This is a genomic window from Bifidobacterium criceti, from assembly GCF_002286935.1.
In the GTDB taxonomy this organism is placed as follows: domain Bacteria; phylum Actinomycetota; class Actinomycetes; order Actinomycetales; family Bifidobacteriaceae; genus Bifidobacterium; species Bifidobacterium criceti.
Map to the genome: position 1 here is coordinate 1 of NZ_MVOH01000022.1, position 7,551 is coordinate 7,551.

General features: G+C 58.1%; 6 protein-coding genes. All 6 read right to left on the reverse strand.

Annotated features, from left to right (window positions below):
• Positions 1–604: transposase family protein (locus tag B1526_RS08615; protein WP_456061925.1), on the reverse strand; the 604-nt coding region annotated here is incomplete at its 3' end.
• 149 nt (positions 605–753) lie between these two features.
• Positions 754–1,344, reverse strand: a complete 591-nt coding sequence (locus tag B1526_RS08620; RefSeq protein WP_095615650.1) for a PIN domain-containing protein — start codon at positions 1,342–1,344, stop codon at positions 754–756.
• Entirely contained in the window at positions 1,316–1,756 is a 441-nt protein-coding gene (locus B1526_RS08625; RefSeq protein WP_157908721.1) for a helix-turn-helix domain-containing protein, read from the reverse strand. The genes B1526_RS08620 and B1526_RS08625 overlap by 29 nt, the downstream gene beginning before the upstream one ends.
• Before the next feature lie 320 nt (positions 1,757–2,076).
• Positions 2,077–2,898, reverse strand: coding sequence for an aminoglycoside 3'-phosphotransferase (locus tag B1526_RS08630; protein ID WP_095615652.1), 822 nt, complete (start codon positions 2,896–2,898; stop codon positions 2,077–2,079).
• Between the two features lie 372 nt (positions 2,899–3,270).
• Positions 3,271–5,361 carry a hypothetical protein gene (locus B1526_RS08635; protein WP_095615653.1) on the reverse strand — a complete coding sequence of 697 codons (2,091 nt, stop codon included), beginning with the start codon at positions 5,359–5,361 and terminating at the stop codon, positions 3,271–3,273.
• Positions 5,362–6,220: 859 nt separating this feature from the next.
• Positions 6,221–7,381 carry a hypothetical protein gene (locus tag B1526_RS08640; RefSeq protein ID WP_133088549.1) on the reverse strand — a complete coding sequence of 387 codons (1,161 nt, stop codon included), beginning with the start codon at positions 7,379–7,381 and terminating at the stop codon, positions 6,221–6,223.
• Positions 7,382–7,551 lie beyond the last annotated feature (170 nt).

A 7,551-nucleotide genomic window follows, 5' to 3' on the forward strand; every position in this document is an offset into this window, starting at 1 on the left:
CGCAACGCGGGGTCAGGTCGACGATCACGGTCACGTACCGGTCTCCGAACGCGCCGTGGCGCCACACGTGCTCGTCCACGCCGATCGCGCGCACCGAGGAGAACCGGTCGGCCTGCTCGAGCAGCAGCATGCCCTGCTCGCGCACCGCCCGGTCGACCACCGCCCATGCCACATGAAGCAGCCTGGCGCACGCCGAGACAGTCATCGAGTCCAGGCACACGCGCCGCAGCGCCCACATCACCGCCGGCACGCTCAACACGCCCCTGCCGGCGCCCACCGCCTCAAGATCATCGCTCCACGAGCGTGAGCACGGCACGCACTCGTAGCGGCGCACGCGCACCAGCAGATGCACCGCGTCGTCGCCGTAGGGCACATGCGCCAGCGTGCGCAGCCACGACGAACGCACCCTGGCATACGCGCCGCACGAGGGGCACCAGCGTGCGTCGTGCGAGTCCGGCTCGCACCTGATCTGCCTTAATCCCGGGCCGTCCGGCCTGCCAAGACGCCGCCACGAGAGCACACGAAGACCCATCTCATCCAAACCAAGGAAACGTTGGGGGTCGAACACGATAAACTCGGGTTCAGGCCGTGTTTCCTCATTCAATTTTTCTATCACACAAGCAATGATGAAGCACGGCCCTTACACACTAACTTGAGAAGAGCCGGTTTTGTGTGGCCGCGCGACGCTGAAGTGGTGTTAGCGTCGTGCGGTGCCGCGTTGTGTGACAACGCGCGACACGACGCATAATCATATCAACGTTGCATGGTTCGGATGATTGCAGCGAACTTCGGCATCGCCGTACGTGCGAGATGATCCAGTTCCTGCGCCATCGTACGAGGCGGATTCTTTTTGGAATCAACGAGGTATCGCAAAGCTTCCGAGCACATCGTGGGACATTGGGACACTAAACGCACAAGGAACGTGTCAGGGTGCAACGCCGTCAGTCCGATCTTCCCCAGTTCCTCGTTCGGGAAATCCTTGAGATTGAATGTGACGATGAACGCGGCGTCCCCATTGTGCGCGGCGGCAACCACATGACGGTCGTCGATGTCCGGAATGACCATGGTGCCGGGGAGGGCAGGGGACGACGATACTACATACGCCGCGTCAATGGTGCGGATTTGATCGATGTACGCTGTTGCAAACTGCCGTGGTTTCCCCAACGTACAGATGAGTGCGCGTTCAGCTTCCTGAAGTACATCCTCCGAGAATATCGGGAAGAAGATGCCGAAATCGGCGAACGTGAGCAGCACATCGGTGAGCCAAATATGAGGAAGATATTCGCATCCAACAATGCAACCGGTGACGTCTGGATCATTCGAACTGTGCAAGATACGCGTCATGGTCGATGTCGTCAAGGCCGCCTTCTGCGGCGAGGGTTTGCATGTTCTTCAAATGAGTCCGGTGTCGGTTGTGCGCGCGCTCGCGATAGGCCAGCACATCCGCGCGGCTCACCCAGCGATTCCCTTTCGCGGTGTATCGAATGTACGGGATCTCTTCGGCGTCGAGGATGCGCCCCACCGTTTTCGCGGAGACACCCAGAAGATGAGCGGCTTCGCCGGTCGTGAGGAGGTCGTCGTCTTCGGTGGGATGGTTATCGGCGTCCTGCGTTGCGGTTCCGGATTGTGCTTCGACGAGCACCTGCATGACGCGCTCGAGCATGGATTCGTCGAGTATATAGGCGGTGCCGTCACCTGCCGTGATATACGCCGTTCCTTGTTGTACGTGCGCAATGGGGACTGCTGCGATCGTCATTCCAGTCTCCTGTCCTATTTGTCCGATTCTGTACCCCATCATATCTTATATCGGACAAATAGTCAAAACAGGACAAATAGGACAGTGGGTTGTGTCGTGCGGTGCCGCGATCTGCGTGATTGTGTGACGCTGAGATGGTGTTAGCGTCGTGCGATGCCGCGAAGTGTGCGGTTGCGCGACGCTAGTGGGGCGTACGCGTCGTGCGATGCCGGGAAGTGTGCAATCGCACGACGGAATGGAGGATGTTGACGTCGTGCGATGTCACGATCTGCGCGGTCGCGCGACGGGGGCAGTCAGCAGCTGCGCGACGCTGATACGCACTACATGAAGCACTCCATTGCGGCGATCGCGGTCAGTTTGTCGTCGTCGATGACGTCGCGGCCGTAGGCGTCGAGGAAACGGTTGCAGTAGGCGTCGGTGTGTAGGTTGAACCAGAAAGTCCACGCACCCCAGAACACGTCGATGTGACGGTCGGAGAGACCCGCGTGGTCGAGGTCGATGAAACCCGAGAAACGCCAGTCGTCGAGGATGATGTTCGGTAGGCAGTAGTCACCGTGGAGGAGTGCGTTCGTATGCAGCGAACTCGCGGCTTCGGCGGCGATACGATGTGCGTCGTCGGCGGTGATGTCCGGGAAAAACTGCGCGTCGAAACGTCCGGATCTCCATCCGCGCTCGACGTTCTCGAGGTACCGCATGCGCACGTCGGGGATATTGAGTTCGATGATACGTTCGTGTTGCACGTGGAACAATTCATGCAGCGCGCGCAGACGTTCGGCGAGGAGGTCGCACAACCGTTCCGGTTCCGCGAGATAGCGTGCGTTTGTGCAGTCGTCACCGATGACCGCACGTGTGACGAGCCAGTCAGCGCTCACGTCGTCTGCGGACAGATAGTCGACAACTTCAGGGCCGAGACCAAGTTCGTGGAACGCGGCGTCCATGTGTGCTTCGTGTGCGAGCGCGCCTGCGGTTGCGGTCTTCACGAACAGGACGTCGTTGGTGGTGTTGGTGTCCGCAATCTCTGTACTGAGTGCGTAGACGCGCGCTTCGGGCGAACTACTTGTGTCGGCGATCGCGTACCCGCGCGCGAGGCTGCGTATGCTCGGTGGCGCGTCGGGTATTGTCGGAATTGGTGTGCGGTGCATGGTGCGGCTCCTCGTGTGCGTCGTGCGATGGTATCAGCATAGAAGAAGGGACCTGATGGATTCAGGTGTCGCGCGGTGCCGTAAAGTGCGCGGGCGTGCGTCTCTGAGGTGGCGGTTGCGTCGTGTGGTGCCGCAAAGTGCACGGGCGTGCGTCTCTGAGGTGGCGGTTGCGTCGTGTGGTGCCGCAAAGTGCACGGGCGCACGTCGCTAAGGGCGCGTTGGTGTCGCGCGGTGCCGCGATCTGTGATACCGCGCGACGTTGGTGTGATGTTAGTGTCGTGCGATGCCGGTTTTGTGTGAACGCGCGTCGCTAAGGGCGCGGTTGCGTCGCGCGGTGCCGCGATCTGCGCGGCCGCGCGTCGCAGAAGGTCCTCACATCAGCCGTTCGGGAATCCAGCTCATGCGTTTGCCGATTCCTGGGATGAGTGGGCGTCCCATGAGTCCGGTCATCTGGTCGACGTCGTCGAGTCCGTACCGCTTCTTGAGATTGCGGACGATGAACTGCGGTTCGCTTCCCGCCGCGCAGAAGAAATCGTGCGGATTCGGCCGGCCGTCTTCGGAATTCGCCGCGGAGACGAGTTCGCACAGTGAGCGGATCACGCGGGGAGGTGTGTTCCAGTCGTAATCATCGACATGGGAAAATGCATTGTTGTTCGGTTTCCAATCCTTCGCGAAGAGGAACGGCAGCAGACTGCCGAAATACCGACCAAAGTATTCGTCGGCGGTGAACTCGATCGTTCCGTTGCGCCGTGGGTCCCGCAATGTGTCGATGCACCATTTCGCGTTGTACCGCAGACTTCTCAACGACTCGGGCATGACCGTGTTGCAGGGCTGGGTCAGTGTCCATTGCACATCCATCGCTTTGAGCAGCACAAGCAGATTGCATGCAGCGAGCACCCGGACCGCATTCGCGTCGAGACGAATCGGATCTGTGTGCGTGACCGCTTCCAGGGCGATCGCGAGGTAGGAATGAACTGGACTGAGCACCGCACATCTTGGATTCTCGAGGTGCCGCTTCCATCCTTGCTCAAGCAACGTGTCAAGTTCGATGTATGCTTCGATGACGTCGTCCCGCAGCCTACGCTGGTAAGGTTTCGCAATGGAAGGAAGATCGGACCAATAATCGATTTGATTGGCGATCCAATAGTTTCTTGCGATGATATAACGCTGGGGAATATTGAATCTACAGAAGTCGTATGCGAAGTGCACCATGTTCTTGGCTGCGCGTTCGCGGATCGAATGATCGTACGGCAGTTGTTGGATGAGCGCGGCAAGTGGGACGAGACCGAACACGCGTACGCCGTCCAAATCTGACGGTTCCCTGTTGATTGGGGACCGCCGGAAGCGATCTTCTGGTTCGCCCCAATCGTAGTGGCCGAGCAGATCGTATCCGACCGCAACGTCAGCGTAGGCATCGGCGAAATCGACGATGAACCTACCACCATCTCTCCTGGTGTCCGCGTACGGCTGCAGTGCACCGGTGGTGCAACGGAAATATTCAGGAACAATCGAGCCGTGGGGACGTTCCGACAGTTCGTTCGCGGATGGTTTCACACCCCTCAGCATGCGTGAGAAATACGAACAGTTCTGCTTGAGGGTGGTGTTCCCCCGTTTGGGGCGGATATCATCGAACAAATAGATGGCTGAAGGACCGAACGGATCGGTGCGGTATTCAGGGGGAGTCGTCTCCTGCGCGCTCTCGGAAGGTGTGGTTGATTGTGTTGACGGCTCCATGATCTGCTCGGGCTGAACGGGGCCGCAGATGTCGCCGTATATCCAGACATGGGGGAGTTCCGGTTCGATTCCCTCCCGCTCCTCGGCGCGCGCAAGAGCCTCTAATTCCGCGTCGTTCATGCTGCTGTCGACGATCTGTTGACCTTGCGGATGCGCGATGAATGTTTCACGTGAGACAACGGCTGCGGATAGCTCTGCGGATTGGTCGAGGCAGCACTCGTCGACGACGGCGATGTTATCCACGCCGCCGCCGTCGAAATCCATGAGCACGATGCTGCTCGTCGCCGTGAATGGAATCAGGAGATTGTGGTCGACGAAGACGATGCCGAACACGTTGGGGACGACGTCGCGGTCGTCGGGGTCGGTGACGATGCCGAACGCATTGACGACGTCCGACGTGCGCAACCCATGCCGCACAAGCGTTGCGCGTCCAGGTTCGATGCGCGTGCCATCCGCGGCGTCAAGCGCATAACTGAAGGACAGTTCGGCATATGCGATATCGTTCGCTTCCACTGTGTCCCATTCGTCTTCGATCTCGGTCAGCTCGATGTGATCGCGCTCGATGCCGACGTAGTGCACACGTGGATGTTCGGCGCTGCGAATGTAGACGTCGGGGAACGCGCACACGTGAAACCTCGTGTGGAATCCCTCCAATGTGGCCGCCGTCTCGAACATCCGTTGCACCTCGGACAGCGTCATATCCTCGCGCATCTTGATTGTCTGTGCCACGTCGTCATTCCTTCCTTATCGTCTTCGTTGCGGCTGCAGCACTTGTGTTGCGCCGTTGGCGTCTGCTGCGTTGCGGTTCGGTGCTGTTTGTCGCTGTGCAGAGCCAGTTTGGTTCCCATGTTGCCGCTGCATTTTGCGGTGTGCAGTATGTTGCAGTGTTGTGGTGGGTGGTGTGGTGGCGTGACGGCGGTGCGGCGTTTGCGTCGTGCGGTAGGACGGTGTGTGCGGACGCGCGACGGTGGGATGGTGCGCGCGTCGTGCGTTGTCGCAGCGTACGCGGATGCGCGACGGAAGGAGCGGTGTAAGACTTGTGCCGCGCACATGGTATGGATGGTGCCTGATATGCATCTCCGTTGAAGGAGAGCAGCATTTGCGGTTGTGGCGAGTATCGGTACTGAAAACAGTGGGATAGTGTGCTGTGATACCTGTCGATTATGGAGAAAATGCTCTCCCTCAATGGAGATTGCATGATAGATGCGCGCAGCCGATGCAGACGTGAGCATTCGGGGGATGCCGACCCATCTGTGGGATGTGGCACGTTTGATTGGACGACCTGACGCGCGTACGACCTCACGTATGACCTCACGTGCATGCGGAGTTGGTGTAGGTGTAAGGGCGTGGGATTTGGTTGGGTCCTTGTACAACTGTGCGGTTGTACAAGGACCCAACCAACATACTGATGCGATTCGAAAACTGCGGAAGGGGGCGGATCGGTGCCTTCGTGAGGCTGGGTGTCCGGCGCCATGATTGTGAATCCTTCGATTCGGGATGCGAATCCGGACATCCGGCTTGCGTCACTGCCTCCTTATGCCGTCATAGGCTTGCCTCCGTGCTTGTTCTTCCGCGCCCAGAGGATGCGTTAGCACTCGGCGTTGCCGTATTTCGCTTCCCAAGCCTTCTCCATGGTTTGGATGGCGGTGAAGGTGTTGCAGGCAGTTGTCTTGAGCCAATTGCCCATATGCCCATTGCCGAGGGAATTGTGCTGCATGTAGGTTTCGGTGAAGGCTGTCTTTGCGGACTTGCCGTCAAGGAACGGAAGCTCATCAGGGAGCGGGAACGCTTCGCTGGCTTCCGCCGCTGGCACGCTCGCCTCCAATCCGTGCTTCGGAATCTGGCCCCACGGAACCATGATCGGGTGTTCGATGTGGAGCAGCTTGGCCTCTTCGCACAATTGGATGAACATCGCCATCTGCAGCAATGTCATGATGTCCAATTGTGGGGCGGCGTCTCCGGTGAAGTCGGTGCCGGCGACGAGTGTGTCAAAGCGACGCACGGACGCATAGTCCGAGTTGTCAAGCTCATTGTTCCACTTCGCCCTGATGGCGGAGTTGTCGTCAAGATACGAGTCCAGCGTCGCCTTCCTGAATGTCTTTTCGAAGAGGTCCGATTTTGGTGTGGGGAACGGCTTGTAGAAATCGGTCATGTACGCTCCGCGGAATGTATCCTCGTATCCGTTCTCGACGATCGTGTGCCAGATTTGTGGGAGTCGTCCTGCCATGTGTTTGATTCCCCGATGGCTGAGGATGTTGCCCCAGAACGGTTCATTTTCATTCGAACCGTTGCCCGACCAGTTGATCTGGATCAGCATGATTGGGCTGCTCAAAGCGCCTTCGTTGCACAACGTCTCGTACTCGTGGTGGAGGTGGGCTTTGTCGGCTTCCGAAGGATCTTCGATATTGTCCCACTGGAGGTCCCAAGCGAAATCATCTTTGGGGTCCGGGACGAGGAAGTTGCCTGCATGGCCATAACGGAATGTCGGGAAACCGTTGTCAAGCCATCCGGCGATTTCCTTGCACCTCTCTCGCTCACCGCTCCTGGTCTGCTCGGTGAGTCCTGCAAGGCGTGTGGCAAAAAGCGACAGCTGGATATTGCGATACAGTTTCCCCGCACCCTCTTCGGTGAGTGTCATTTGGGGGCGTAAGGTGTGCAGGGCTTCCGCGAGCGCTTTCGGCGTATCGATTTCGGTGCGTCCGAGTTCGAGGAACTCCTCTTCGGTGATGAATGGTTTGTTCATGATCATCCTTCCTATACGGTGGAACTGTACAATCTGTTATTGCTTAATTATAAGATATCATATTTTACATACAGTGTTTTCTTTATCATAGGATAAATATTTTAATACATTGTCATGTTTTTTGACCAATATCAAGTCATGCTATAGAGGTCTTGTGAAACGACCTGAATGCATAT